This window comes from Acidimicrobiales bacterium, from assembly GCA_035294085.1.
Lineage (GTDB): Bacteria > Actinomycetota > Acidimicrobiia > Acidimicrobiales > Bog-793 > DATGLP01.
In genome coordinates this window covers 1-24,655 of record DATGLP010000007.1, presented here as the reverse complement: position 1 = coordinate 24,655, position 24,655 = coordinate 1, and the positions used below count along the sequence as shown (strand labels likewise).

23 protein-coding genes are annotated in these 24,655 nt (G+C 72.0%); 3 read left to right on the top strand and 20 right to left on the bottom strand.

The genetic code is table 11. From position 1 onward, the window contains the following. The first annotated feature begins 363 nt into the window (after positions 1–363). Positions 364–714, top strand: coding sequence for a carboxymuconolactone decarboxylase family protein (locus tag VKV23_02170; GenBank protein ID HLI14844.1), 351 nt, complete (start codon positions 364–366; stop codon positions 712–714). Here VKV23_02170 and VKV23_02165 read toward each other — a convergent pair. The 5 genes from VKV23_02165 to VKV23_02145 form a co-directional block, all read right to left on the bottom strand. Next, positions 681–1,229 carry a MerR family transcriptional regulator gene (locus VKV23_02165; protein ID HLI14843.1) on the bottom strand — a complete coding sequence of 183 codons (549 nt, stop codon included), beginning with the start codon at positions 1,227–1,229 and terminating at the stop codon, positions 681–683. The genes VKV23_02170 and VKV23_02165 overlap by 34 nt on opposite strands. Beyond that, positions 1,222–3,024, bottom strand: coding sequence for an MFS transporter (locus VKV23_02160; GenBank protein HLI14842.1), 1,803 nt, complete (start codon positions 3,022–3,024; stop codon positions 1,222–1,224). Before VKV23_02160 ends, VKV23_02165 begins: the two co-directional genes overlap by 8 nt. Before the next feature lie 144 nt (positions 3,025–3,168). After that, positions 3,169–3,639: an Hsp20/alpha crystallin family protein gene (locus VKV23_02155; protein HLI14841.1), complete on the bottom strand. Its 471-nt coding sequence runs from the start codon at positions 3,637–3,639 to the stop codon at positions 3,169–3,171. A 126-nt stretch (positions 3,640–3,765) separates the two neighbouring features. Continuing rightward, positions 3,766–4,209: a pyridoxamine 5'-phosphate oxidase family protein gene (locus tag VKV23_02150; GenBank protein HLI14840.1), complete on the bottom strand. Its 444-nt coding sequence runs from the start codon at positions 4,207–4,209 to the stop codon at positions 3,766–3,768. An 811-nt stretch (positions 4,210–5,020) separates the two neighbouring features. Beyond that, on the bottom strand, positions 5,021–6,904 hold the full coding sequence (locus tag VKV23_02145) for an ABC transporter ATP-binding protein (protein HLI14839.1): 1,884 nt from the start codon (positions 6,902–6,904) through the stop codon (positions 5,021–5,023). Between the two features lie 110 nt (positions 6,905–7,014). On the opposite strand from VKV23_02145, the gene VKV23_02140 reads away from it, so the two are divergent. Further along, on the top strand, positions 7,015–8,442 hold the full coding sequence (locus tag VKV23_02140) for a hypothetical protein (GenBank protein HLI14838.1): 1,428 nt from the start codon (positions 7,015–7,017) through the stop codon (positions 8,440–8,442). On the opposite strand, the gene VKV23_02135 is transcribed toward VKV23_02140, so the two are convergent. The 15 genes from VKV23_02135 to arc form a co-directional block, all read right to left on the bottom strand. Next, the gene (locus VKV23_02135; GenBank protein HLI14837.1) at positions 8,377–8,790 is read right to left on the bottom strand and encodes an NUDIX domain-containing protein; all 414 of its coding nucleotides are present in this window, start codon (positions 8,788–8,790) and stop codon (positions 8,377–8,379) included. The genes VKV23_02140 and VKV23_02135 overlap by 66 nt on opposite strands. Then, on the bottom strand, positions 8,787–9,095 hold the full coding sequence (locus VKV23_02130; GenBank protein ID HLI14836.1) for a GNAT family N-acetyltransferase: 309 nt from the start codon (positions 9,093–9,095) through the stop codon (positions 8,787–8,789). Before VKV23_02130 ends, VKV23_02135 begins: the two co-directional genes overlap by 4 nt. 148 nt (positions 9,096–9,243) lie before the next feature. Then, a complete protein-coding gene (locus VKV23_02125; protein ID HLI14835.1) occupies positions 9,244–9,729 on the bottom strand; it encodes a hypothetical protein in 486 nt (161 codons plus the stop codon). Next, positions 9,729–10,205, bottom strand: a complete 477-nt coding sequence (locus tag VKV23_02120; GenBank protein HLI14834.1) for a DUF4193 family protein — start codon at positions 10,203–10,205, stop codon at positions 9,729–9,731. Before VKV23_02120 ends, VKV23_02125 begins: the two co-directional genes overlap by 1 nt. Positions 10,206–10,567: 362 nt before the next feature. Beyond that, complete coding sequence (locus tag VKV23_02115; protein ID HLI14833.1) at positions 10,568–12,193, bottom strand: FAD-dependent thymidylate synthase; 1,626 nt, start codon at positions 12,191–12,193, stop codon at positions 10,568–10,570. A 31-nt stretch (positions 12,194–12,224) separates the two neighbouring features. After that, a complete protein-coding gene (locus VKV23_02110) occupies positions 12,225–14,339 on the bottom strand; it encodes a DEAD/DEAH box helicase (GenBank protein HLI14832.1) in 2,115 nt (704 codons plus the stop codon). Beyond that, on the bottom strand, positions 14,336–15,094 hold the full coding sequence (gene tatC / locus VKV23_02105) for a twin-arginine translocase subunit TatC (protein HLI14831.1): 759 nt from the start codon (positions 15,092–15,094) through the stop codon (positions 14,336–14,338). Before tatC ends, VKV23_02110 begins: the two co-directional genes overlap by 4 nt. Positions 15,095–15,127: 33 nt before the next feature. Next, complete coding sequence (locus VKV23_02100; GenBank protein HLI14830.1) at positions 15,128–15,562, bottom strand: twin-arginine translocase TatA/TatE family subunit; 435 nt, start codon at positions 15,560–15,562, stop codon at positions 15,128–15,130. Positions 15,563–15,677: 115 nt separating this feature from the next. Further along, positions 15,678–17,036 carry a Pup--protein ligase gene (gene pafA, locus VKV23_02095; GenBank protein HLI14829.1) on the bottom strand — a complete coding sequence of 453 codons (1,359 nt, stop codon included), beginning with the start codon at positions 17,034–17,036 and terminating at the stop codon, positions 15,678–15,680. A 52-nt stretch (positions 17,037–17,088) separates the two neighbouring features. After that, positions 17,089–19,062 carry an acetate--CoA ligase gene (acs, locus tag VKV23_02090; GenBank protein HLI14828.1) on the bottom strand — a complete coding sequence of 658 codons (1,974 nt, stop codon included), beginning with the start codon at positions 19,060–19,062 and terminating at the stop codon, positions 17,089–17,091. Further along, complete coding sequence (prcA, locus tag VKV23_02085; protein ID HLI14827.1) at positions 19,059–19,751, bottom strand: proteasome subunit alpha; 693 nt, start codon at positions 19,749–19,751, stop codon at positions 19,059–19,061. The genes acs and prcA overlap by 4 nt, the downstream gene beginning before the upstream one ends. A gap of 2 nt (positions 19,752–19,753) precedes the next feature. Then, positions 19,754–20,569 (bottom strand): proteasome subunit beta, encoded by an 816-nt coding sequence (gene prcB, locus VKV23_02080; protein HLI14826.1) that lies wholly within the window; start codon positions 20,567–20,569, stop codon positions 19,754–19,756. 13 nt (positions 20,570–20,582) lie between these two features. Beyond that, on the bottom strand, positions 20,583–20,780 hold the full coding sequence (locus VKV23_02075) for a ubiquitin-like protein Pup (protein HLI14825.1): 198 nt from the start codon (positions 20,778–20,780) through the stop codon (positions 20,583–20,585). Positions 20,781–20,799: 19 nt separating this feature from the next. Next, positions 20,800–22,299, bottom strand: a complete 1,500-nt coding sequence (gene dop / locus VKV23_02070) for a depupylase/deamidase Dop (GenBank protein HLI14824.1) — start codon at positions 22,297–22,299, stop codon at positions 20,800–20,802. 143 nt (positions 22,300–22,442) lie between these two features. Continuing rightward, positions 22,443–24,212 carry a proteasome ATPase gene (gene arc, locus VKV23_02065; protein ID HLI14823.1) on the bottom strand — a complete coding sequence of 590 codons (1,770 nt, stop codon included), beginning with the start codon at positions 24,210–24,212 and terminating at the stop codon, positions 22,443–22,445. Positions 24,213–24,512: 300 nt separating this feature from the next. Here arc and VKV23_02060 point away from each other — a divergent pair. Beyond that, a partial coding sequence (locus tag VKV23_02060; GenBank protein HLI14822.1) for a ferredoxin occupies positions 24,513–24,655 on the top strand: 143 nt, incomplete at its 3' end.

Sequence of the window (24,655 nt, the reverse complement as noted above, 5' to 3'; positions counted from 1 at the left end):
ATGCCTCGTAACGCGCTGAAAGCCAATGAGTTCCGTCCCATTCACGATCAGCGCGCACGACGGTAGTGGCCATACATGCGTTCTGCAACAGAGAATTGCTCGCCATTGCCGCCCAGACGGTCGGCACTTATACGGATTGCCGACCAGGAAATAGATGGTGATGATTCGGACATATTGGTCGGGAGGTGTTGCACTTCCATAGAAGCAATAGGGGTATCGAGAGTTGCCCGATCAGGCAGAGCGTCCGCGCCGTCGCGGCGCATGCCTGCGCGACGGGCGCGCCGGACTCGTGGCCGCCCGAGCGTCCCTACTACCGTCCAGCCACGTGGAGGGCGCTTCGGCGTCGGGCGAGGAGGGACCACCGTGCATCGAGCGCATGAGCTGCAGGACGAGCTGCGGGACCTGGGTCGGGCCCTGCGCGAGGAGATCGGCCCCGTCTACGCCGCGTACGCCCAGCTGGCCCGGGCCGCGATGGCGGACGGCGCCCTGAGCAGGAAGACGAAGGAGCTCATCGCGCTCGCCATCGCGGTGAGCCGGGAGTGCGACGGCTGCATCGTGGCGCACGCTCGCGGCGCGGCGCGAGCTGGGGCGAGCGCGCCGGAGGTCGCCGAGGCGCTCGGGGTGGCGGTCATGATGAACGGGGGACCGGGGACGGTCTGGGGGCCGCGGGCCTTCTCCGCCTACCGGGAGTTCGCGGAGCGCGACAGCGCCTGAGCGCTGCGGCGCGCCGGGGGAGCGGTGAGCTCGGCGCGCAGTGCCTCGATCCGCTCGAGGCGAGCGTCGATCTGGGCGAGCAGGTCGCTCGCGCGGCGGAGCTGGCGTTCGACGCGGGCACGCAGCGCGAGGTTGACGGCGAGGCCCTCGTCGAGGATGGCGAGGCGCGCCCGGGGGTCCCCGTTGCGCTCCCAGGCGGCCCGCAGCCCCTCGATGCGCGCCTCGGCGTCGAGGAGGCGACGGATCTCCTCGAGGTTGAGGCCCATCGTCTCCTGCAGCTCTCGGATGCGCCGGACGCGCGCGAGCTGCTCGGCGCCGTAGCGGCGGCTGCGGCCCGGCGGGTGGGTGGCAGGGGACAGGAGGCCGAGCTCCTCGTAGTAGCGCAGGGTCCGCTCGGACACGCCGGTCTCGAGCGCGGCCTCACCGATGCGGACGAGGTGGGACGGGTCGCGCTCGGCGGGAGCGCGCGAGGCGGGCGCTGCCCCGGCCGAGGCCGCGCCGGCTCGCTCAGGCACGGCCGCGGCGGCCCCCGGCCGCCTCGACCTGGCCCTCGGCCGCGTCGGGAGCGGCGGCCGGCGCACGTCCCGCGCCCTCCTCGTGCACGAGCGCGTGCAGGTCGTGCACGTAGCGCCGACCGCGCAGCCACGACGCGCCTGCCGCGACGAGGCAGGCGACGAGCGCGAAGGTGAAGGCCTTCTGGAGCCCGGCCTCGAACGGCTGGGAGAGCAGCGCGGGGAAGAAGCTGCGGCCGGTCAGGTAGTGGGCACGCGCTGCCGGCAGCCGGGAGAGCGCCGGGCCGAGCAGGGTCTGCATCGGGTTGTAGCCGAGGAAGGCCGCGAAGAGGCTCCCCACCGGCGGGAGCGCGGCGACCTTCGCGGCCACCGGTCGTGGCACGCCCTGGGCCGTGAGCCCAGCGAGGAGGGCGTGGGGCAGGGTCGCGGAGAGCCCGATGATGACGAGCGTGAAGAACACGCCGATCGACAGCACCATCGCGGAGTTCTGGAACGTCATCACGACCCCGGCGCCTGCGCCGCGCTGGTCCGGCGGGAGGCTGTTCATGATCCCGGCCTGGTTCGGGGCCGAGAAGATCCCCATCCCGAGCCCCATGAGGAGGATGAGGAGGGCGAAGGGGAGGTAGGTGAAGTTGACCGGGAGCACCTCGAGCAGCCCGAAGCTGAGCGCGGCGACCGCCATGCCGCCCGTGGCGAAGGGACGGGCGCCGAAGCGGTCCGACAGGACGCCCGCGAGGGGGCCGGCGAGGAGGAACCCGACGGTGAGCGGGAGCATGTAGATCCCCGCCCACAGCGGCGTCGAGGAGAAGCTGTAGCCGTGCTGGGGGAGCCACACCCCCTGGAGCCACATGATGAGGATGAACATGAGGCCGCCGCGGCCGAGCGAGGCGAGGAAGGTCGCGAGCGTGCCCGCGGAGAAGGCGCGGATCTTGAACAGGCGGAGGTTCAGCATCGGCCGGTCGACGTGGCGCTCGACGACGGCGAAGGCCACGAGGAGGGCGATGCCGGCGCCGAGGCAGGCGAGCACGAGCGGGTTCGTCCAGCCCATCGAGTGGCGACCGTAGGGCTCGATGCCGTAGGTGATGCCGACGAGGACGAGGACGAGGCCGAAGGCGAAGGTCCCGTTGCCCCACCAGTCGATGCGCGACGGGGTCCGGATCCCGCGGTCCTCGAGCTTGAGCAGCGCCCACAGCGTCCCGAGGAGGCCGAAGGGGACCGAGATGAGGAACACGAGGTGCCACTCGACCGGTCCGAGGAGCCCACCGAGCACGAGCCCGATGAAGGAGCCGGAGATACCGGCGACGCTGTTCACGCCGAGTGCCAGGCCTCGCTGGTGGATGGGGAAGGCATCGGTGAGGATCGGCGCCGAGTTGGCGAAGATGAAGGCGCCTCCCACCCCCTGCCCGACGCGCATGACGATCAGCCACAGCGCGCCAGCGCCGCCGTGGAGCCACGTCACCGACAGGAGGATCGAGAAGACGGTGAAGGTCGCGAACCCGAGGGTGAAGATGCGGACACGGCCGAACATGTCACCGACCCGGCCGAGGCTCACGAGGAGCACCGCCGTGACGACGAGGAAGCTCATCAGCATCCACAGCAGGTAGCTCGAGTTCCCGGGCGTCAGCGGGTTGAGCCGGATGCCCCGGAAGATGTCCGGCATCGCGATGAGCGTGATGGAGCTGTTGACGGTGGCCATCAGCATCCCGAGCGTCGTGTTGGCGAGCGCCGTCCACTTGTACCGCTCGTGGTCGGCGCCAGGCGCCGGGCTCGGGACGAGGACGCGACGGGCAAGGCTCATCGGCGGATCATCACCTCACTGGGAACGCCGCGCGACGCGGCGCTACCAGCTTCGGCGATCCTTACGTGAACGTCAAGTTCAGCTGAGGGCGGCGCGTGCACCGCCTCCGCCGGGCGCCGCGCACCCGGCGGAGGCCGACACGGGCTAGGCCTTGGAGATGGGGATCTTCTTCTCGACCCTCGCCGCTTCCTTCGGGACCGGGACGCGGACCTCGAGGACGCCGTTCTTGTAGCTGGCCTTCACGTCGGACTCGGACACGCCCGACGGCAGAGGGAGCTCTCGGCTGAACGAGCCGTAGCGCAGCTCCCGGCAGACGTAGTCGCGGCCCTCGGTCTTCTCCTCCTCCCGGCGCTCGGCCTGGATCCGCAGCGTGTCGTCGGCGATGGCGATCTCGACGTCCTTGTCCGGGTCGATGCCCGGCAGCTCGGCCCGCACGACCAGGGTCCCGTCCTCGACGAACTCCTCCACGTTCATCGTCGGCCGCTCGGTCGGCCAGAGCAGGATCGGGCGGCGGAAGATCTCGGGCCAGTCGTCGAAGAAGCGGTCGAACAGGTCGCGGCTTCGCGACATCAGGTCGTAGCGGGAGCGCTCGTGCTTCACCAGTGACATAGACATCACCTTCCTTCCGGAGACAGCGTGCACGACGCTTCACCGTGAGCGTGCACGAAGCCTCGCGCCGGCGCTAGGGGCGCAAGTCCCACGTGCCGCGCGCCGCGCCCGCGCCGTGGGGCGCGGAGCCGATCACAGGTAGGCGCGCAGGTGGAACGGCCAGCCGCTGGACGCGGCGTGGAGACGTCGGCCCGTCACCTTGTAGGGCTCGATCAGCACGATCACCTCCCGCCGGCCGTCGACCCACGGCTCGAGCCCGGGCGGCTGCAAGACCTCCTCGGGCGAGGCGTGCCGCAGGGCGCCGCGCACGAGGACGGACCAGCCCTGTCGTCGCAGGGGGTCGATCCCGTCGATCTCGAAGGCGACGGAGATCGGCGCCTCGTCGATCAGGCCGCCCTCGCGGGTCCGCAGCGCCAGACGCTCGCCCTGCGTCGTCGACACGACCTGGTAGTTCACTGGCACGATCACCGGGAAGTCGCCGACCACGAACGCGACGCGCCCGACGCTTCCGGCTCGCAGCAGCACGTCGCACTCGTCCGGGGGGAGCTCCTCGAGCCACGCTTCGTGCACCGGCATCGCAACCCGCCCTCCTCGCCGACGCCCACGCGAGCACGCAGACGTGCTCGGGCGCTAGAGACGGAAGGCCCGAAGCCGGACCGCCACCGACGGCCGAGCGACTAAACATTACATAACGACGCTTATCGGCGCTAGCGCAGTAGCGCTCGCCGTCTGGCCGGAAGCACGGTTCACGGACAGCGCGGCCCTCGCCGAGAGCGCACGCGGGGCGAAGCGGACATCGAGCGGCCGCGCCGGCGTCGGCCGAGGCCGCCCTCGTGCACGGCGACGAGCTCGCGGGCTGGCTCGTCGCCTGCGCGATCGACCGCGCCTGGCCGGTCGGCTCGGCGAGCGGTGCCGGCGCGACGCCCCGGACCATGGCACGGGCCGGCGGAGCGCAGGACGGCCCGGGAAGGCAACAAGATGGGCTGGCAGACGCCAGCCCATCTCGAGAAGTTCTGTTCCGGCTCGGAGCTCCGGCCGTGCTTGTCTGCCACAACCGTCCGGAGGTCGGCCTGTTGCACCTGCCGGGCATACCCCGAGGAAGCGGGCGGCGCCTCGGCCGCCCCTCAGACGGCGCTGATCGGCTGCCTCCGGACGCAGGCTCTGCCCGGGCCGAGGCCCGGGCACTACCGGCCCGGTGGACCAGCGCCTTCGGACGAGTCCAACGTTCTCACGCCGACTCCCTTCCGTTCCTGTCCGGGGCGGAGCTCGCTCCGCCACCGCTCCCTATCGTTGCGACTCGGGCCGGGCGCGTCAACCCCACCCGACCGGGTGCGGTGGTCGGTCGGGGTCGATCAGGCGGCGCCGGGCCGGCGCGCTGCCCTGCGCCTCACGGTCGCACCGGCACGGCGGGCGGCTCGGCGAACTGCGTCCGGTACAGGTCTGCGTACAGGCCACCGAGCGCGAGGAGCTCGTCGTGGCGACCTCGCTCGACGATGCGCCCGGCGTCGAGGACGAGGATCTCGTCGGCGCCGCGCACCGTCGAGAGGCGGTGCGCGATGACGAGCGAGGTGCGGCCGGCGAGGGCCGCGTCGAGCGCGTGCTGGACGGCGACCTCGGACTCGGAGTCGAGGTGTGCCGTCGCCTCGTCGAGCACGACGACGGCGGGTGACTTGAGCAGCAGCCGGGCGATCGCGACGCGCTGCTTCTCCCCGCCCGAGAGCCGGTAGCCGCGGTCGCCGACCAAGGTGTCGAGCCCGTCGGGCAGCGAGTCCACGAGCTCGAGCACCTGGGCGGCGCGCAGCGCGTCGCGCAGCTCCTCCTCGGTCGCGTCCGGCTTGGCGTAGAGCAGGTTCGCCCGGATCGTGTCGTGGAGGAGGTGGGCGTCCTGGGTGACGAGGCCGACGGCGCGACGCACCGAGGAGAGCGTGAGGTCGCGCACGTCCACCCCGTTCAGGAGGACCGCTCCCCGGTCCACCTCGTACAGGCGAGCGACGAGGTAGCCGATCGTCGTCTTGCCCGCACCGGTCGGCCCGACGAGGGCGACCATCGAGCCGGGCTCGACGGTGAAGGAGACGTCGTGGAGGACCGGGGTGCGCGGCGAGCGCTCGAGGACGGCGACCGACTCGAGCGAGGCGAGCGAGACCTCCTGGGCCCCCGGGTAGGCGAAGTCGACGTGTCGAAGCTCGAGCCGGACCGGCCCGGGCGCGAGCTCGCGCGCCCCCGGGCGCTCGGCGATCATCGGCTCGAGGTCGAGCACCTCGAAGACGCGCTCGAAGGAGACGAGCGCCGTCATCACGTCGACCTGTACGTTCGAGAGCTGGGTGAGCGGCCCGTAGAGGCGGTTCAGGTAGGCGACCAGGGCGACGACCGTGCCGACGTTCAGCGCGCCCCGGATGGCGAGCGTGCCGCCCCAGCCGTAGACGAGGGCGGTGGCGAGCGAGGCGGTGAGCATCAGGGCGGCGAAGAAGAGCCGCCCGTACATCGCCTGCACGACGCCGATGTCGCGCACGCGCCCGGCGCGACGGTCGAAGTCCGCGCGCTCGCGCCCGGGCCGGCCGAAGAGCTTGACGAGCAGCGCGCCCGCGACGTTGAAGCGCTCGGTCATCATCGAGGTCATCTCGGCGTTGAGCCCGTAGGCCTCGCGGGTGATCTTCTGCAGGCGCCGTCCCACGAGGCGAGCCGGGAGGATGAACAGCGGGAGCAGCGCCAGCGCGGCGAGCGTGATCGGCCACGAGAGCACGAGCATGGCAGCGACGACGAGCGCGACGCCGACGAAGTTCCCGATCACGTTCGAGAAGGTGTCCGTGAACGCCTGCTGCGCGCCGAGCACGTCGTTGTTGAGCCGGGAGACGAGCGCGCCGGTCTGCGCCCGGGTGAAGAAGGCGAGCGGCATCTTCTGGAGGTGCGCGAAGACCTGGGAGCGCAGGTCGAAGATGAGTCCCTCGCCGATGCGCGCCGACAGGTAGCGCTGCGCGACGCCGAACGCCGCGTCGAGGAGGGCGAGCCCGGCCACGACCGCAGCCACCCCGACGACGAGGCCGACGTCGCGCCGCAGGATGCCGCGATTGATGATCATCCGGTACAGGAGGGGGTTCGCCACCCCCACGACGGCATCGGCCACGATGAGTACGAGGAAGAGCGCGAGCAGGCGTCGGTAGGGCGCGGCGAAGCGGAGTACGCGCCGCCAGGTCCCCGGCGCGACGCGCTGGTGCTTCACGGACTCGTCGCGGGTCAGCGCCCGCAGGTGCATGCGGTAGATTCCTGGGCCCACGCCGAGCCGGCCCCTCCTCGTGCGACGCCGGCTCGCAGGCTACCGCCGAGGCGGGCGGCGCACGGCCGGCGGTACGAGCCTGGACGGGACGGGGTAGCTTTCGAGGCTGGATGGCACGACGCATCGACATCGAGCTCACCTCGCGACGCGCCGACGGGTCGTTCACCTGGCGTGCCGCCGGCGCGCTCCAGCCGCGCGGCAGCCTCGACGCCGGGCTCGTCCCGCCGGGCGCGCGCGTCGGCGACGTCCTGCGCGCCGAGGTCGAGGCCGAGCTCGAGGGTCTCGCCGTCACGGCGGTCGCCCCGCTGCCGACGCGCCAGCCGGAGCAGAACCGGATCGAGCTGCGCCCGGCGCACGAGGGCTCCGGACGGGTCACGGCCACCCTCCTCGAGCGCCGAGATCGCCGCCGGCGCGAACCGGCCACCGCCGAGGACGGCGAGCGCCGCGCGCCGCGCCGCGAGCGGCGGATTCGCCGGGCGCGCGCCACGGGCCCCGGCGAGGAGCCTGCCCGCGGCGCGCGAGCCGAGCGGCGGGAGCCGACGGGCCGCCGGCGGCCGGAGCGGGCCGAAGGTGGTACCACCCGGCCGGCGCGCCTCGCGCCGGCTCGCGCGCACCGGGACGCGCTCATCGCCTCCCTGCCGCCAGAGCAGCGGCCGATCGCCGAGCGCCTCGCCGACGGCGGCCTGCCGGCGGTACGGCGCGCCCTCGCCGAGGAGGAGGCCGCCGCGCGCAGCGAGGGGCGGCCGTCCCCGGGCGGGGAGGCGATCATCGCGCTGGCGGAGGAGCTCCTCCCCGCCGTCCGCCAGGCGACCTGGCTGGATCGCGCCGAGGCCGCGGTCGCCCGCCTCGACACCATCACGCTGCGCGACCTGCGGGCCAGCGTCGTCGGCGCGGCGCCGCGCGACGAGCACGGACGCGCCCTGCTCGGTCGACTGCGCGAGGCCCTCGACGAGCGTCGCGCCAAGCTGCGCGCCGCGTGGGAGGCCGACATCGCCCGTGCGCTCGAGGAGGGACGTGTCCTCCAGGCGCTGCGGCTCGCCGGCCGCCCACCGGAGCCCTCCACCCGGCTGCCCGCGGCGCTCGTGGCCCCGCTCGCCGAGGCCGCCTCCGCTGCCCTCTCGCCCTCGACGCCGGCGGAGCGGTGGATCGCCCTCCTCGAGGCAGCCGCGGCCTCCCCCCTGCGGCGTTCGGTCAAGCCGGCGGGTCTGCCCGACGACCCGACCGGCGACGTGCGCCGCGCCGCCGCGCTCGCCGCGGGGCGCGTCCCCGCCCTCGCTCCCCTGCTCGGGCTTGCGATGCCGCCCCCGCCGCGCCCGGTCGCGAGCGCGCCCCGGCGCTCGCCGCGCGCGTCCAGGCGCCCCGCGCCGGGGCAGCCGCGGCCCTCCGGCGCCGGCCGCGACGAGGCCCTCGCGCCCCGCCGCGCGGCGGCGACCGACCCCGGGACGCACGTCGGGCGCGGCCACGGTCCAGCCTCAGGGGCCGTCGACGGCGAGCCCGTGCCCGCGGAGCCAGTCGAGGAGCCCCTCGGCGAGCGGTAGGCTGGCCAGCTCCCGGAGGAGCACGAAACGAGCCTCGCTCGCGTCGTGGCCCGCGACCGGCTCGCCGGGGGACCTGCGCGTGGCGACGAAGTCGTAGACGAGGTAGCGGCCGGCGAGCACCGCCGTGCCGAGCAGGTCACCGATCGCCGCGTCGATGCCGGTCTCCTCGTACAGCTCCCGGGCCGCCGCCTGCGCCGGCGTCTCGCCCGCCTCGACGCGCCCGCCCGGCAGGCTCCAGCGACCACGTCCGGGCGGGTTCCGCCGCCGCACGAGCAGGAGGGCCTCCCCCTCGACGAGGACCGCGCCGGCGCACGGCTCGAGGCGGGTGCCCGGTGCGGACTCGCTCACGGGAGGGGCCGATGCATCACGATGAGGCGGGCCTTCAGCCCCGCCGCCTCGAGGAACGCCTTCGACGCCCGGTCGCCCGGCGCCGTGACGACGTCGAGGCCCTCCCGACCTCGCGCCGTCGCCCAGGCGACGACGTCGGCGAGCAGGCGCCGGCCGATGCCGGCGCGTCGCTCGCCGGGCAGCACGTAGAGCACCTCGACGCGTGCGAACCCTGTCTCGGCCCCGTCGTCGGTGGCGAGCGCTGCGCCGACGAGCCGGCCCGATCGAGTAGCGACGACGCCTCGCCACGCCGGGTCCCGCAGCAAGGTCGCGAGGCAGGCGCCAGAGGTCGTGCGGGCCGAGCGGGAGCGGCGCGTGCGGCGGGCGAACGCCGTGGCCTCGAGGGCCGCCGCCTCGAGGAGGCGGGCGAGCGGCTCGGCGTCAGCCGGTTCGGCGCAGCGGAACGACAGCCCCTCAGCTGGTGCCGTGGGCCACCTCGCCGGTGAGCTGCTCGATGCGGGTGAGGATGGTCCGCCGCTGGCGGGTGCTCGCCTCGTAGCGCCGCACCGCCTCGAGCTCCTCGCGCGAGAGGCCCGCCAGCCGCGCGACCACCTGCGACGCGGCGAGCGTGTCGTAGCCGGGGATGGCGAGGTCGCGGGCGCTCGGCTGGCCCGCCGAGCCCGCCTCGGGCGCGCCCGCCCGGTCGGCCGGCGCCGGGCGGCGCGGGCCGCGCACCGGTGGACGGCCGGCGAGGACCTCCTCGACGCGGCGCCGGCCCGTCGCGACGACGGCGCGCCCGATGAACGAGGCCGTCGAGACCCTCCCCGCGAGGCGCGCCCGCCCCCGTTCGACGAGGCGCGGCAGCTCGTCCGCCAGCGCGAGCGCGGCACCGAGCGGCGCGTAGACGGCGTAGTCGAGGAGCTCCTCGAACAGCGGCCGCTCGCCGCGCTCGCCCGCCATCACACGCAGTCCCGGCACAGCCCGCGCGCCCGGTCGGCGAGCTGCGTCTCGCTCTTCACGAGGAAGCACGACTGGCAGACGAACTCGCCGGGCTGCTTCGGGAGCACCCGCGCCGCGCCGTCGACGCGGTCCTCGGCATCCGTCGCCTCCTCCTCCTCGTCCTCCTCCTCCTCGGGAACGACGAGGCGCTCCTTCAAGATGACGTCGAGGCTCGCCTCGACGTCATCGTCGTCGAGCTCGTCCTCGTCCTCGTCGACGACCTCCTCGGCCTCGGCGATGGCCGGGGCGCGCGCGAGCGGGCCGTCGACGGCGTCGAGCAGGCTCGCGTCGTCCTCGTCGACGTCGGCGACGTCATCGGGGCCGAGCTCGTCCTCCTCGACGAGGTCTTCCTCGTCGAGGAGCTCGTCCTCGAGGTCCTCGAGGTCGGCCTCGGCGTCGAGCTCGGCGTCGAGCTCGCTGTCCATCTCGCTCGGCATCAAACTCCCTCGCACGTTCGGCTGTGCGACCCGGGCGGCGTGCGTCCCGGCCCCCTGAGCGCGGTCACTATACGGCAGGTCGATAACGACGCCACGGGCGCGAAGATTCCCGATCCTGCGCCCGACCATGCCCAGCGCGCAGGTGGGCCCAGGGTGCCGTTGGTACCATCCGACCGGCGCTGCCGGCGCGCCCTGCGCCGCCTCCGCAGCGGACGTTCTCTACTTGGCTCCCTGGGCCCCGCCCTGCGCAACTGCCCCGCCGGAACGACCAGGAGCGCTGACGGAGCTCCCCTCGACGGTTGCCCGGGTGCGGGACGCTCCATTGATGACCGCGTGGTCCCGGCGCGTCAAGGGCCGCTCGCTCAGGGCGCCGCCCCGCCCGATCGCCGACGGGCCTCGACGCGGACCTCGGCGTCGAGCCGCCCGAGCGGGGCGTCGTCGTGGTCGACGAAGCGCATCGCCCGCGCGATCCCACGGTGCCCGGCCACCTCGCCGATGAGGCGGTGCATCTCGCGTGCGATACGGCGGTAGGCGGGGTGCCCCTGGGCACTGGAGCGCAGCTCCACGAGGTGCATCGCCTCTCGGGCGTTCATCTCCATCGAGTAGCGGACGTGGTACGCGAGCGGCACGGCGTAGGCGGCCTGCTCGGGGAAGCGCTCGAGGAGGGCCTCGTGGAGCTCCCGGGCGCGCTCGAGCGAGTCCACGAACGGCCGCTCGAGCCCGGCTTCGACGACGAGCTCTGGGACCGTGTAGCCGAGGCGGGTGCCGAGCGGCTGCCACTCGATCGTGAGCAGCCGGTGGCGCTGCAGGTCCCGGAAGACGCCGTAGTCGGACACGATGTCGAACCGGTAGGACGTCCGCTCGAAGGCCCGGCCGGGGCGGTGCCGGCGGTTCCGGCGCTCGCCCACGTAGGCGGCGAGCAGCTCGGCGCGCTCGCCCTCCCCGAGGGCGGCCACCCGCCGGGCGACGGCCGCGTCCGAGCGCCCCGAGAGCGGGTAGCAGATCGCCGCGAGGACCTTCTCCTCCCCCTCGGGGTCGAAGTCCGTGAGCTCGACCGAGGGCGCCAGCGCCCCCCCCTCGCCCCCGTCGTCGGGCCACAGGCGCGCGACCACCTCGCGCGTGGCGGAACGGGTCGACGCGAGGTACTCGCTCCACTCGCCGCCGCGGTCGGGCCGATCGAGGCGCTCGAGGAAGGAGGGGATCACCTTGCGCAGCTCCTCGAGCATGCGCTCGGCGTAGGCGCGCGCCTCGGGGAGGGGGTGGACCCGCATCCGCAGGAGGAGCGCCTCGTAGGCCTGGCCAGAGCCGTAGATCCCGACGTTGGAGAGGGAGCCGGCGGGCAGCAGCCCGCGGAGCACGTCGAGCGCCCGCGCGCGCACGGAGGCGCGCCAGGCGAGCTCGGGGACCTCGGGCCGGTTCGGGAACGCCCGCACGAGGTGCGCCTCGAGCCGCGGCAGGAGCGCGCCGTAGGTGTCGAACATGCGGTCCATCTCGCCGACGTAGCGGGCGCCGAGCGGCGAGTCGAGGATCTCCGGGTCGCGCCGGTAGCGGTAGTGCCCGGTCGGCATCCGCCGGTCGTAGGGCACGTAGCGGGTCGACTGCTCGAGGTAGGCCATCAGCCGGCCGCGCTCGAGGATCTTCGTGAGGAGGTTGGAGGCCTGCTCGCAGGCGAGGTGGACGCCGCCGAGCTGGGCCACGGAGTCGTCGCCGTACTCGACGAAGACCCGGCGGTACAGCTCCTCGGCACGCCGCAGCCCGACCGTGGCGTCGACCGACGCGTCGCCGGCCGTGTCGAGGTCCTCCACGAACTCGTCGAGGAACAGCCGGCGCAGGCTCTTCGACGAGCGCGAGTAGCGGGCGAAGAGGGCGCCCTTCACCACCTCCGGCAGGTTCACGAGCGCGAACACCGGTCCGTCGAGGTTGGTCACGTACGGGCGGAGGACGGCCCGCTCCTCGTCGGTGAAGGTCTCGGCGGCGTAGGCGGACATGCCCGGACGAGATTACGAGAACCCACTGGCGCTAGGGCGGATTGCCGTTCACCTGGTCGGATCGCTCGCCGTCGAACGGTTCGAGGCGGCTGGATGCGGCGACCACCCCCCGTTCCAGCTGGTCCGCCGCGCGCCGCGCCGTCAGCGCGCACCGCTCGTCGTGGGCCACGACGGCGATCTGGCGGAGCAGGTCCACGAGCTGCTTCACGTTGCGCACGAAGTCGCCGGGCGAGATCGGCGCCGTCTGGGTCCTCCCCCGGCGCGCGCGGCGTCGGGCGGCCTCGGGAGCCAGCAGGTGGCGCAGGGAGGCGCCGCGCGCCCACTCGAAGGCGAGCCGCGCGAAGCCCGCGTCGAGGGACCGGGTGGGCGGCAGGCGCGCCGCCCGCTCCTCCTCGCGCAGCGCGCCGGCGAGGGCCAGCAGCTCCTCGGCTCGCGGCGCGATGCCGAGGCCGGCCAGCTCGGCACGAGCGGCCGAGCGACGCGCCTCGAAGGTCGCGAGGGAGACGAGCGCGGCGAGGCTCGGCGCGTCCAGGCCGTCGAGCAGGCCGGCACGCATCGCCTCGGCCACGAGGAGGTCGCAGTCGTGGTAGAGCCCGGCCAGTCGCTCGCCCCAGGGCGTCACCGCCCATCCCTGGACGTAGCCGCGCGCCTCGAGCACGCGCAGGCGGCCCTCGAGCTGGCGCTCGAGCGGGGCGTCGCTGAGGTACTGGGCGAAGGAGGAGCGTACGAGACGGAACGCCTCGTGCCGCTCGTAGCGCCGGACGAGGTTGACCGCCATGTTGTAGGTCGGCCGGAACGAGGAGCGCAGCGCACGGCTGCGCGCCGAGGCGAGCGCTGCCACCTCGGCGAAGCTGTGGAACGGCGACCACAGCACGGCGGCGTAGCCGACCTCGTCGATGCCACGCCGCCCGGCACGCCCGGTGAGCTGGGTGTACTCCCCCGGCGTCAGGTCGGCGTGGCCGTGGCCCCCGAACTTCGAGAGCGCCTCCACGACGACCGAGCGCGCCGGCATGTTGATGCCGAGCGCCAGCGTCTCGGTCGCGAAGACGACCTTCACGAGCGCCTCGTTGAACAGCTCCTCGACGACCTCGCGAAACGGCGGCACGAGCCCGGCGTGGTGCGGGGCGACGCCGGACTCGAGCGCCTCGCGGAACGGTCCGTAGCCGAGGACCGCGAGGTCCGCGTCCGACAGCACGTCCACGTGTCGGTCCGCCGCCTCCCGGATGGCCCGGCGCTCGGCCCGGCTCGTGAGGCGCACGCCGGCGTCGAGGCACTGGCGGACGGCCTCGTCGCAGCCGGCCCGGGAGAACACGAAGTAGATCGCCGGCAGCAGCCCGTCCTCCGCGAACCGCTCGACCACCTCGACCCGGCGCGGCCTGCGCAGGCCGGGTGCGGCGCCGCGCGGCCCACGCCGGCGCGTCCCGCCCGGCCGTGCGTCCCGGTCCAGGGCGGCGGCCGCCGGATTCGGCTTGCCGTCGACGAAGGTCGGCAGCACGAGGAGCCCGCCGGCGCGCCGCCCCACGACGAAGAGGTGGCGGAGCTCGATCGGCCGACGCTCCTCGATCACGGCACCGGTGGCCCCGCGCACCGTGGTGATCCACCGGGCGAGCTCCTCGGCGTTCGACACGGTCGCCGACAGGCACACGAGCTCCACGCCCGCGGGCGCGGCGAGGATGATCTCCTCCCACACCGAGCCTCGGTAGGGGTCCTCGAGGTAGTGGACCTCGTCGAGGACGACGCAGCCGAGGTCGTGCAGGTCGTGCGGCCGCGCGTAGATCATGTTGCGCAGCACCTCGGTCGTCATGACGACGACGGGCGCGCCGCCGTTGCGCGACACGTCACCGGTGAGCAGCCCGACGCGCTCGGGCCCGTAGGTCCCAGCGAGCTCCCGGTACTTCTGGTTCGAGAGCGCCTTGAGCGGCGTGGTGTAGAAGGCCCGCAGCGACCTGTCGAGGGCGCGGGCGACGGCGTAGTGCGCCACGACGGTCTTGCCCGATCCGGTCGGCGCCGCGACGAGCACCGACCTGCCGGCGTCGAGCAGGTCGAGCGCCTGGCGCTGGAAGTCGTCGAGGGGGAAGGCCAGGCTCGCGACGAACCGCTCCCGGATGCCCTCGGGGGCGAGGTCGACCCCGCCGTGCCCCGTCAACGCCCGAGCAGCCGGCCGACGAGGATCGACAGCTCGTAGAACAGGTACATCGGGACCGCCATCGCGAGCATCGAGAAGGGGTCGGAGCTCGGCGTCGCGATCGCCGCGACGACGACGATGACGACGATCGCGACGCGCCGCCAGCGGCCGAGGCGGGCGGGCGTCAGCACGCCGGCGAGCTGCAGCGCTACGAGGACGACGGGGAACTCGAAGGCCAGGCCGAAGATGGCCATCAGCGCCAGCACGAGCTGGAGGTAGCGGGACGCGGAGAACAGCTGCATGATGCCGGGCCCCGAGACCGCGATCAGGAAGCCGAGCGCGTGCGGGAAGGTGAGCCAGGCGACGTAGGCGCCGAACGCGAACAGGAGGAGCGTGGCGAGGACGAAGGGGATGGCGTAGCGCTTCTCGTTGGCGCGCAGACCTGGCGTGACGAAGCGCCACAGCTGGAAGAGGATCACCGGGGAGGCGAGGAACAGCCCGCCGTAGCCGGTGACGTTGAGCCGCACGCCGAAGCCCTCGAGCGGTCCGGTCACGAGCAGGGCGCACCCCGCCCCGTGGGCGTGCTTCGCCGCGCAGTACGGCTGCTCGAGGATGCGGAGGATGTCGGGGTAGAGCACGTAGGCGGCGACGGCAGCGACGACGAAGGCCACCAGGCACACGACGAGGCGACGCCGCAGCTCCCCGAGGTGCTCGACGAGCGTCATCGCGTCGGGCGACGGGCGCAGCCCCGAGCGCCTCCGCACGAGAACGGCCATCGTCTGCCTACCGGGCCCGACGCTCGGTCCGGCTCAGTTCATGCTCGGGTCGTCGAGGTACGGCCCCGGCGCGCCGGGCGGCACCACCGCCTCCCACCACGTGCCCGGATCCGCCCGACCCCCGTCCGAGCCCTCCGCGGCGAAGTCGTCGGCGTCGTCGGCCGACCCGGATGCGGCCGGCGGGTCGTCCTCCTCTGACGTCGAGGGCGCGGGCGCCTCGATCGCCCAGCCCTCCCCTCGCAGGCCGGTGAACAGGTCGGCGACGGCCTGCGAGGGCGACGGGATGCCCGCCAGCGCGTCGCTCGGGAGGGCGGCGCGCACCTCCTCTCGGACCTGCTCGCGGACCTTCGTCAGCTCGTGCCAGGCCGCGCCGAGCTGGCGTGCGAGCCGAGGGAGCCGCTCCGGGCCCACGACGATGAGCGCCACGACGAGGATGACGAGGAGCTTCGCCGGGTCGAGGCTGCCCACGGCGAGAGTCTACTGAGCCCGGCACCACGCTTCCGCCTCGCGGGCGGCCCACCGGTGGCCCGGCGGGCGCCGGTCGGGCGGGACCCTCGCAGGTGGCAACGCCGCCGGCGGGCCGTCACATCGCGTCGATGAGCCGCTCGACGCGCTCGTCGTGGGCCCGGAAGGGGTCCTTGAGGAGCACCGTGCGCTGGGTCTGGTCGTTCAGCTTCAGGTGGACCCAGTCGACCGTGAAATCCCTGCGCCGCTCCTTGGCTCGCCGGATGAACTCCCCCCGAAGGCGCGCCCGCGTCGTCGCCGGCGGGTGGTCCACCGCCCGCTCGATCGCCTCGTCGCTCACGATGCGCTCGGCGCTGCCGCGACCCTGCAGCCGGTAGTAGATCCCTCGGGTGCGGCTCACGTCGTGGTACTGAAGGTCCAGCAGGGCGACCTTCGGGTGGCCGAGCGGCAGGCCGTGGCGCTCGCGGAACGCCTCGACGAGCCGGTACTTCATCACCCAGTCGCACTCCCGCTCGAGCTCGAGCGGGTCCTTCTCGATGGTCTCGATGCAGTGCCGCCACATCTCGAGGGCCCGAAGCTCCCCCTCGCTGAAGCCCCGCTGCTCGGCGTAGCGCAGCGCCCGCGAGAGGTACTCCGACTGGATGTCGAGCGCCGCCGCCTCGCGCCCGTTCGCCAGGCGGACCTTGCGCCGGCAGGTGATGTCGTGGCTGATCTCACGGATCGCCCGTACCGGGTCCTCGAGCGTCATGTCGCGCAGCACGACGCCCGGGTCCTCGAGCATGCGCAGCATGATGCTCGTCACCCCGACCTTCAAGAAGGTGGCGTACTCGCTCATGTTCGAGTCGCCGACGATGACGTGCAGGCGTCGGTAGCGCTCGGCGTCGGCGTGCGGCTCGTCGCGGGTGTTGATGATCGGTCGCGATCGGGTGGTCGCCGACGAGACGCCCTCCCAGATGTGCTCCGCGCGCTGGGACAGGCAGTACATCGCGCCACGAGCCGTCTGCAGCACCTTGCCCGCGCCGGCGTAGATCTGGCGTGTGACGAGGAACGGGATGAGCACCTGGGCGTAGTGGCCGAAGTCGTCGCGGCGGCTCGTGAGGTAGTTCTCGTGGCAGCCGTAGGAGTTGCCCGCCGAGTCGGTGTTGTTCTTGAAAAGGAACACCACCCCGCGGATCCCCTCCTCGCGCAGGCGCGCCTCGGCCGAGCCGACCAGCTGCTCGAGGATCCGCTCCCCCGCCTTGTCGTGGGCGACGAGGTCGGCGATGGAGTCGCACTCGGGCGTGGCGTACTCAGGGTGGCTGCCCACGTCGAGGTAAAGGCGGGCGCCGTTCTCCAGGAAAACGTTGGACGACCGGCCCCAGCTGACCACCCTGCGGAACAAATAGCGTGCGACCTCGTCGGGGCTCAGCCGGCGCTGACCGCGAAGGGTGCAGGTCACCCCGTACTCGTTCTCGAGGCCGAAGATGCGCCGGTCCATACGGGCCGCACGCTACCGCTCCCGGCGCGCGCAAGCGGCGAGGGACGGCTCCTCAGCCCTGCTCTTGCTCCTCGGCTCCGGGGACCAGCCGCTCGCGGATGGCGTTGACCACCGTCGGGTCGAGCAGGGTGGTGACGTCGCCGAGCTCGCGGTTCTCGGCCACGTCGCGAAGCAGGCGGCGCATGATCTTGCCGCTCCTGGTCTTTGGCAGCTCAGGCGTGAGCAGTATTTGACGGGGCTTGGCGATCGGCCCTATCTCCTTGGCCACGTGGTCGCGCAGGTCGGCGACGAGGCCGCTGCCCTCGGCGGCTTCCCCTTTGACCGTGACAAAGGCGACGATCGCCTGACCGGTCGTCGGGTCCGACGCCCCTACCACTGCGGCTTCTGCGACGGCGGGGTGGCCCACCAGGGCGTGCTCCACCTCGGTGGTGGAGATGCGGTGCCCCGACACGTTCATCACGTCGTCCACCCGGCCGAGCAGCCAGATGTCGCCGTCCTCGTCGCGCTTGGCGCCGTCGCCGGCGAAGTAGACACCCTCGAAGCGCGACCAATAAGTCGCCCGGTAGCGCTCATCGTCGCCCCAGATGCCGCGCAGCATCCCCGGCCAAGGTGCCGTCACCACCAAGAAACCGCCCTCGTCGTTGCCGACCGGCGTCCCGTCGGAGCGCACCACGTCGGCGGAGATGCCCGGCAGCGGCCTCATCGCCGCCCCCGGCTTGGTGGAGGTCACCCCAGGCAGCGGGGAGATCATGATGCCGCCGGTCTCGGTCTGCCACCATGTGTCGACCACCGGGCAGCGGCCCCCGCCGATATGGGTGCGGTACCACATCCACGCCTCCGGGTTGATCGGCTCGCCGACCGAGCCGAGCAGGCGCAGCGAACCCAAATCGTGGGCGGCGGGCAGGTCCTCCCCCCATTTCATGAACGTGCGGATCGTCGTCGGCGCCGTGTAGAGGATGCTCACCCCGTAGCGCTCGACGATAGACCACCAGCGGTCCCTCGCCGGCGTGTCGGGCGTCCCCTCGTACATGACCGACGTGGCGCCGTTGGCGAGCGGCCCGTAGACGATGTAGCTGTGGCCGGTCACCCAGCCGATGTCGGCCGCCGTCCAAAAAACGTCGCGGTCCGCCTTCAAGTCGAAGACCATGCGATGCGTCGCCGAGCAGTGGGTCAGATAACCCCCCGAGGTGTGCAGGATCCCCTTGGGCTTGGCCGTCGTCCCGCTCGTGTACATGATGTAAAGGGGGTGCTCGGCGTCGAACGCCTCCGCCTCGTGGGTGTCGGCCTGGCGGTCCACCAGGTCGTGCCACCAAAGGTCGCGGCCCTCGGTCCAACCCACCTCCTGGCCGGTGCGGCGCACCACCACCACCTTCGACACCGCCGGGCAGGAGGCGAGCGCCTCGTCGACCGCCGGCTTCAAAGCCACAGGCGCCCCCCGGCGGAACCCCCCGTCGGCGGTGACGACGAAACGAGCGTCGCAATCGACGATCCGGTCGCGAAGCGCCTCGGCGGAGAACCCGCCGAAAACCACCGTGTGAGGCGCCCCCAGCCGGGCGCAGGCGAGCATCGCCACCACCGTCTCGGGGATCATCGGCATGTAGATGGCCACCTTCGTACCCGCCCGCACGCCGATCTCGAGCAAAGCGTTCGCCGCCCGGCACACCTCGCGCTGCAAATCGGCGTAGGTGACCGTCCTCGTGTCGCCCGGCTCCCCCTCCCAATAAAAAGCGACCCGCCCGCCCAAACCAGCAGCCACGTGACGGTCCACGCAGTTATAAGCGACGTTCAACCTGCCGCCCACGAACCACCTGGCGTACGGCGGTTCCCACTCGAGCGCCCGGACCCACGGCTCGGCCCAGGCGAGGGCCCTCGCCTGCTCCTCCCAAAACCCGAGAGGATCCGCCTCGGCGGCGGCATAGACGTCGGCGCCGACGTTCGCCTGCTCGGCGAAACCCGGCGGGGGGTCGAAACGCCGCTGCTCGTGCAGCAACGCGGCGAGCGAGTCGTTCGGTCCCAGGCTGCTCATCGTCTCGCTCCCTCCTCCGATCCCTCCAGGGCGGCGGCGACCTCGGCGTCGTCGAGGCGGCGGAAAGCCCGACGCCCGTTGCTGCGGGCCAGCACGGCGACCTCGAGGTCGCCGGCGACAGGCTCACGGTCACCCGACAGGGCCCTCGCCGCCCGCCGGACGACCTCCTCCAGCGTCCAGTCGGGGCGGAACCCTTCCTGGAGGCGGCCGCTTATGGCGTCGGCCTCGCCGCCCAGGACCGTGAAGCGGTCCTCGTCGACGATCGAGCCGTCGTAGAGGATGTGGAACAGCTGATCCTCTCCGGGCGCCGCTCCCACCTCGGCGACGAGGATCTCCACCTCGAGTGGCTTGAGCTCGTGGGTGAACACGTTGCCCATGTACTGCGCGTAGAGGTTGGCGAGCGAGCGGGCGTCCACGTCCTCCCGGCTGAACTGGTAGCCCTTGATGTCGGCGTGCTGCACTCCGGCGCGCCGCAGCGAGTCGAACTCGTTGTAGCGGCCGACCCCGGCGAAGGCGATCCGGTCGTAGATCTCGCTCACCTTGTGCAGGCTCTTCGACTGGTTCTCGGCGCAGATGAGCACCCCGTCGGCGTACACCGACGCCACCAGCGGCCTCCCCCGAGCGATGTTCTTGCGGGCGAAGTCCGCCTTGTCCTTCATGAACTGCTCGGGCGCGACGTAGAACGGCATGCTCACGGCTGCTGCGCCTCCTCGCTGTTCACCACGGCGGCGAAGCGCTCGGCCACCTCCGCGTTCGCCAGGTACTCGAAACCGGCCGCCGTTATGGTCGCCACCGACGGGTAGATGCCCCGCACCGCGTCGGGGCCCCCGGTGGCCGAATCCTCGTCTGCGGCGTTCCAGAGCGCCTGCACCGCGAGCTCGACCGCCTCGGCGCGCGACAGGTCCGGCCGCCAGCCCAGCTTGACGGTGGTCCGGGCGTCGCGCCCGCCCGAGCCGTCAGCGGCGAAGTCCGTCTCCTCGTAACGGCCACCCGTCGGGTCGTAGGAGTAGATCCGCCCGACTCCCCGGCGCACGTCGAAACCGGCGAACAGCGGCACCACCACGAAACCCTGCATGGCCATTCCCAGGTTGGCCCGCACCATCTGCGACAGCTGGTTCGCCTTGCCCTCCAGGCTGAGCGGCTGGCCCTCCACCTTCTCGTAGTGCTCGAGCTGAAGCTGGAACAGCCGCACCATCTCCATGGCGGGGCCGGCCGCGCCGGCGATGGCCACCCCGCTGTGGCGGTCGGCAGGATGGACCTTCTCCATCGCCCGGTGGGCGATGGACGAGCCGGCCGTCGCCCGGCGGTCCCCCGCCATGACCACCCCGTCGGCGTAGCGCAGGGCGGCGATCGTCGTGCCGTGGCGGATCTCGAAGGGTGGCGGGCCGGGCGGGGACGCGTTGGGAGGGCGGAACGGGTCGAGACCCGTTCGACGCAGCACTTCGGCGAAATCGGGGCCCGGGTCGTCGGCGGGCCCGAAGGCAGGGAGGCTCATCGAGCCCGCCACCCTACCCGGGGCGTTACTGGCCGCCCTTCTGGACGTAGCTGCGAACGAACTCCTCGGCGTTCTCCTCGAGAACCTCGTCGATCTCGTCGAGCAGGTCATCGAGCTCGGCCTTCAGCTCCTCGGCTTTCTTGTTGGAGGTGGGGACGTCCTCGACCGCCTCCTCCTCTGTCCTGGACGGTGTCGCCTTCTTTATCTGTTCTCGTTCTGCCATAAGCGCTTCGCCTCTTCCTCTACGAGCCCAGGCGTTCCAGCAGCTCGGCTGGGCTGGACACGCTACACAGCAATTCTTCGACGTGGGCGCGCGTCCCTCTTAGCGGTTCCATCATCGGCACCCGCCGCAGAGGGTCGCTCCCCAGGTCGAACACCATCGAGTCCCAGTTGGCGGCGGCGATCGCCGACGCCCACCGCTGCAGGCACTTCCCCCGGAAATAGGCCCTGGTCGTCTCGGGGGGCTCGGTGACCGCCCGACGGACCTCCTCGGGGTCGAGCAGGCGCTCCGTCCCGAGACGGGCGTGGAGGGAGCGGGCCGGGTTGACGTCGTGGTACTGCAGGTCCATGGCAGCCAACCTGGGGTCCTGCCAGGACAGTCCGTGGCGCTCCCGGTAGCCGTTGAGCAGCCGGTACTTGGCCACCCAGTCCAACTGCTCGGCGAGCGACATCGGATCCGACTCGAGGGCGGTGAGGGTCTCTTCCCATCGGCGCAGGATCTCATACCCCACCTCGGGGCCGCCGACCGAGTCGAAGCCCACCTCCTCCGTGTACTTCTTCGCCAGATCCAGGTGCTCCCATTGTATCTCGAGGGCTGTCATCCTCCGGCCGTCGGCGAGCTCCAGGGGCTCGGCGAGGCTGAGGTCGTAGGACACCCGGCGCATCGCCGCCACCGGCGCCTGCATGGTGAAATCCCGGTTGGCGGCGGCGAACCAGTCGTCCTCGATCATCGACAGCACCAGCGCCGTCGTCCCGGCCTTCAGGAAGTTCGCCACCTCGGAGAGATTGGCGTCGCCGACGATGACGTGCAGGCGCCGGTACTTGTGGGCGTCGCAGTGCGGCTCGTCCCTGGTGTTGACGATCGGCCGCTTCAGGGTGGTTTCGAGGCCCACCTCTTCCTCGAAGAAGTCGGCCCGCTGCGTCAACTGAAAGGCGACGTCCGACCTCGAGCCCGACGGGGCCTCGCAGCCCACCTTGCCGGCGCCGGTGAAGACCTGGCGGGACACGAAATGGGGCATCACGTTGGCGACGATCCGCGAGAAGGGAACCGCCCGATCCATCAGGTAGTTCTCGTGGGTGCCGTAGGAGTTGCCCTTGCCGTCGGAGTTGTTCTTCAACACCACCAGGCTCTGGCCGGGCGGCAAGAGGCGGGCGGCGGCCGCGATCGAGTCGGCGAGGATCAGCTCCCCCGCCTTGTCGTAGCGGATGAGGTCCATGACGTCGGCGCACTCAGGAGTCGAGTACTCGGGGTGGGCGTGGTCCACGTAGTAGCGGGCGCCGTTGGTGAGCACGGCGTTCACCAGGTGGGTCTCCACCTCGGGCGGCATCGAGCCCTCGCGGGCGAAGCCGCGGGCGTCGCGCCCCGGCGTCTCGTCCTCGAAGTCCCACCCGACGCGGCGAGACAGCTCGGCGACGTACGCGTTGATCAGCGTCGAGGACGCGGCGATCGGGTTGGGGTCGGCCGATCCACGGATGATGATCCCGTACTCGGTCTCCATTCCGAGCACCTTGACGATGGCCATTGACGAGACGTTATCCCGCCCGGCCGCACAATTGGCTGCTTCGGGCGCCTGGCTGTTTTCGGCCGCCTGGCTGTTTTCGGCCTCCTGGTTGCTTCGGGCGCCTGGCTGCTTCGGCCGTCTGGTTGCTTCGGCGCCCGAAGATCTCAGAGGTACTGGCCGGTGGCGACCCTCTCTATGGAACGGCCGCCGGTCGTCTCGTCCCCCTGGGACATGATCGTGCGGATGTAGACGATCCGCTCGCCCTTCTTCCCGGAGATCTTCGCCCAGTCGTCGGGGTTGGTCGTGTTCGGAAGGTCCTCGTGCTCCTTGTACTCCTGGCGGATCGAGTCGAGCAGGTCCTGGGTGCGGATGCCGGGCGCCCCACCGGCGATCACCCGCTTTATCGCCAGCTTCTTCGCCCGCCGGACGATGTTCTCGATCATCGCCCCCGAGGCGAAGTCCTTGTAGTACATGACCTCCTTGTCGCCGTTCTGGTAGGTCACCTCCAGGAACTGGTTGGCCTCGTCGTCGCGGTACATCTCGGCGGTGGTCCGCTCGATCATCGCCTGCACCGCCTTGTCCCTGTCGCCACCGCCGAGGTCGGCGACCTCGCTCTCGTCGAGAGGCAGGTCGGAGGTGAGATAGCGGGCGAAGATCTGCTGGGCTGCCTCGCGGTCGGGACGTTCGATCTTGATCTTCACGTCGAGACGCCCCGGGCGCAGGATCGCCGGATCGATCAGGTCCTCCCGGTTCGAGGCGCCGATGACGATCACGTTGCGCAGCGCCTCGACCCCGTCGATCTCGGCGAGCAGCTGGGGGACGATGGTCGACTCCATGTCCGAGCTGATCCCCGAGCCGCGGGTGCGGAACAGGGAGTCCATCTCGTCGAAGAACACGATGACGGGCACGCCCTCCTCGCTCTTCTCCCGCGCCCGCTGGAACACCAGGCGGATCTGTCTCTCGGTCTCGCCCACGTACTTGTTGAGCAGCTCGGGGCCCTTGATGTTCAGGAAGTAGCTGCGCGCCGCCTTGTCGCCCGACACCTCGGCCACCTTCTTGGCGAGCGAGTTGGCGACCGCCTTGGCGATCAGCGTCTTCCCGCACCCTGGGGGCCCGTAGAGCAGGATGCCCTTGGGGGCGGGAAGCTTGTGTTCGACGAAGAGCTCGCGGTGCAGGAACGGCAGCTCGACGGCGTCGGTGATCGCCTCGATCTGGCTGTCGAGGCCCCCGACGTCGGCGTAGGAGATGTCGGGGACCTCCTCGAGGATGAGCTCCTCCACCTCCGGGCGCGGGAGGCGCTCCAGGAGAAGCCCGGTCCGGGTGTCCATCAGCACCGAGTCGCCGGCCCGCAGCCGGGCGCCCACAAGGTTCTCGGCGAGCTCCACGACCCTTTCCTCGTCGGCCCGCCCCACTATCACCGCCCGCCCGTCGTCGAGCTGCTCTTTCAAGGTGACGATCTCGCCGGATCGCTCGGCACCGCGAGCGAGCACGACGTTGAGCGATTCGTTGAGCACGACCTCGGCTCCACGGGCGAGCTGCTCGCCGTCGAGCTCGGGGTGCAGTGCGACGCGCATCTTGCGCCCGCCGGAGAACACGTCCACCGTGCCGTCGTCGTTGCGCCCCAAGAAGGTGCCGTAGGCGGCCGGGGGCTGGGTGAGCTTGTCCACCTCCTCGCGCAAGGCGGCGATGTGCTCACGCGCCTCGCGCAGGGTGAAGGTCAGCCGTTCGTTCTGGGATATCGCCTGCTGAAGCTGGCCCTTGGTCTCGAGCAGCTTCTCTTCGAGAGTCCGCACCCGCTTGGGCGCGTCCTGCACCCGCCGGCGAATCGAGACCAGCTCGTCCTCCAGCACCCGGGCGTACTCGCGAAGCTCGGCGAGCTCCATGCGGGCGAGGCGCTCGGCGGGGTTCCGTTCGGGGCCTTCGACGTCGCTCATGTTCACCTCTGCGCCGACCATACCGCCAACGCGGATCGTGAGGGGGACCTTTCTGGCCGACCGTGCCCCGGCGCGGGCCCGCAACGCGGGTCGGACGGGGACTTGTATGGCCGACCGTTCCCTGGCGCGGTCCCGCAACGCCGGTCGGGACGGGGACTTGTAGGGCCCACCGTGCCCTGGCGCGGGCCCGCAACGCGGCTGCATGTGCTGATTGACACAAAGATTGGGGGGTCTGTACGGTCGGGCCAGGTACAATGTGCCGGTAGCCCCCCGAGTCGACTGCGAGGCGAAGCTAGAGCAATGAAGGTTTGGATCGACCAGGATCTCTGCACCGGCGACGGTCTTTGCGAAGAGATCGCCCCGGCAGTCTTCACTCTGCTCGACGACGGCCTGTCCTACGTCAAAGAGGGCGACAAGGTCTTCAGCGACCCAGGCGGCCACGA

Excerpts from the sequence above, each read along its gene's own strand:
- arc (HLI14823.1), bottom strand. The coding sequence starts at position 24,212 with ATGAGCGACGTCGAAGGCCCCGAACGGAACCCCGCCGAGCGCCTCGCC.
- VKV23_02120 (HLI14834.1), bottom strand. The coding sequence starts at position 10,205 with ATGCCGAGCGAGATGGACAGCGAGCTCGACGCCGAGCTCGACGCCGAG.
- dop (HLI14824.1), bottom strand. The coding sequence starts at position 22,299 with ATGGCCATCGTCAAGGTGCTCGGAATGGAGACCGAGTACGGGATCATC.
- VKV23_02155 (HLI14841.1), bottom strand. The coding sequence starts at position 3,639 with ATGTCTATGTCACTGGTGAAGCACGAGCGCTCCCGCTACGACCTGATG.
- tatC (HLI14831.1), bottom strand. The coding sequence starts at position 15,094 with ATGGCCGTTCTCGTGCGGAGGCGCTCGGGGCTGCGCCCGTCGCCCGAC.
- pafA (HLI14829.1), bottom strand. The coding sequence starts at position 17,036 with ATGGACCGGCGCATCTTCGGCCTCGAGAACGAGTACGGGGTGACCTGC.
- VKV23_02150 (HLI14840.1), bottom strand. The coding sequence starts at position 4,209 with ATGCCGGTGCACGAAGCGTGGCTCGAGGAGCTCCCCCCGGACGAGTGC.
- acs (HLI14828.1), bottom strand. The coding sequence starts at position 19,062 with ATGAGCAGCCTGGGACCGAACGACTCGCTCGCCGCGTTGCTGCACGAG.
- VKV23_02160 (HLI14842.1), bottom strand. The coding sequence starts at position 3,024 with ATGAGCCTTGCCCGTCGCGTCCTCGTCCCGAGCCCGGCGCCTGGCGCC.
- VKV23_02115 (HLI14833.1), bottom strand. The coding sequence starts at position 12,193 with ATGTCCGCCTACGCCGCCGAGACCTTCACCGACGAGGAGCGGGCCGTC.
- VKV23_02140 (HLI14838.1), top strand. The coding sequence starts at position 7,015 with ATGGCACGACGCATCGACATCGAGCTCACCTCGCGACGCGCCGACGGG.
- VKV23_02125 (HLI14835.1), bottom strand. The coding sequence starts at position 9,729 with ATGGCGGGCGAGCGCGGCGAGCGGCCGCTGTTCGAGGAGCTCCTCGAC.
- VKV23_02075 (HLI14825.1), bottom strand. The coding sequence starts at position 20,780 with ATGGCAGAACGAGAACAGATAAAGAAGGCGACACCGTCCAGGACAGAG.
- prcA (HLI14827.1), bottom strand. The coding sequence starts at position 19,751 with ATGCCGTTCTACGTCGCGCCCGAGCAGTTCATGAAGGACAAGGCGGAC.